The 1,493-nt window shown below is 70.0% G+C and carries 1 protein-coding gene; it reads left to right on the forward strand.

Going from position 1 to position 1,493, the window contains the following annotated elements:
- The first annotated feature begins 138 nt into the window (after positions 1 to 138).
- A complete protein-coding gene (locus AUV08_RS05600) occupies positions 139 to 1,188 on the forward strand; it encodes an IS110 family transposase (RefSeq protein WP_061873134.1) in 1,050 nt (349 codons plus the stop codon).
- Positions 1,189 to 1,493 lie beyond the last annotated feature (305 nt).

Raw genomic sequence — 1,493 nt, forward strand, 5'->3', positions numbered from 1 at the left:
CCTAGACGCTATGAGTGGTTGAGCCTGGGGCCTCCACTCGCGTAGACCGTGGGTTGCGGGCCGGTGTTCCGGCTTGCCGAGCCACATACGTGAGGGAGGCCCCAGTTGATATCTGAGCGTACGAGTGTCGGGCTGGATGTGCACGCGCGAAGCGTGGTCGCAGCCGCGATCGATGAGCGAACCGGGGAGCTCGTGCAGCGACGCATGGGTTCCGACGTCGAGGAGATCGTCGCCTGGGTGACGGGTCTTCCGGGGCCGGTCGCTGCGACCTACGAGGCGGGGCCGACCGGATTCGGGTTGGCGCGCGCTCTCACGGCTGCCGGAGCGCGGTGCGTGGTCGCGGCTCCGTCGAAGCTGCAGCGCCCGGTGGGCGACCGGGTGAAGACCGACGCGCGGGATGCGGTGCATCTGGCTCGGCTGCTGCGGTTGGGCGAGGTCGTCGAGGTGGTGGTCCCGAGCATCGAGGCGGAGTCGGCCCGGGATCTGGTGCGGGCTCGGGAGGATGCCCGCGGGGATCTGATGTCCGCCCGTCACCGGGTCAGCAAGCTGCTGCTGCGGCAGGGAATCCAGTACTCGGGCGGGAAGGCATGGACCGTCGCGCACGACGGGTGGCTGCGATCCCAGCGGTTTGAGCTGGTCGGGTTGCAGGCCGCGTTCGACGCTGCCTACGAGGCGATGATCCAGGCCGTCGACCGCCGTGACCGACTCGACGCGGCGATCGCACGCATGGCCGCGGACAGCGAGTTCACCGACGTCGTGAACAGGCTCTGCTGCCTGCGCGGAGTGTCCACGCTGACCGGCTTCGCTCTCGCGGTCGAGATCGGCGACTGGACCCGGCTGGACGGGCACCGCATCGGCGCCTATGTCGGGCTGACCCCGTCAGAGTCCTCCTCCGGCGCGTCTCGCGCACTGGGCGGGATCACCAAGACCGGCAACAGCCACGCCCGTCGCCTGCTGATCGAAGCGGCCTGGCATCACCGCCCCGTCTACCGTCCCACCTCACCGGTCATGCGCGCCCGCTGGGACCGGGCCAGCGCCCAGGCGAGAGCCCGCGGGCATGCCGGCAACCAGCGTCTGCACGACCGGTGGGTCAGGTTCCAGGCGCGCAGGAAGCGCAGCGTCGTCGCCAACGCCGCGATCGCCCGCGAGCTGGCCGGCTGGTGCTGGTCCCTGGCCGTCATGACCTGACCCCGGCCCTGAGCTTCCGGCCGCCGACGGTGGTGACGGCAGCGTCCGGGCGACTCGCGACACGCCCTATGAGCAACCCGCCCAGCAGGCCACGCTCGATCTCTAGACTCGCGTGAACGCCCCGCCGAACAAGCCGTCATGCGGTAACCAACCCGCGCATATCAGAGTGACAACGCGTCGAACACGACACGCGCGTCACCACCCGACACGACCGGAACGAGCGGACGCCGCAGCCGACGGGCACGGCGTCCGCTCACCCCTGCCCCTTGACAAACCCCACTCCCATATCAGGGCGTGTCTGACAA

The sequence above is a fragment of the Micrococcus sp. CH7 genome, from assembly GCF_001595485.1.
Lineage (GTDB): Bacteria > Actinomycetota > Actinomycetes > Actinomycetales > Micrococcaceae > Micrococcus > Micrococcus luteus.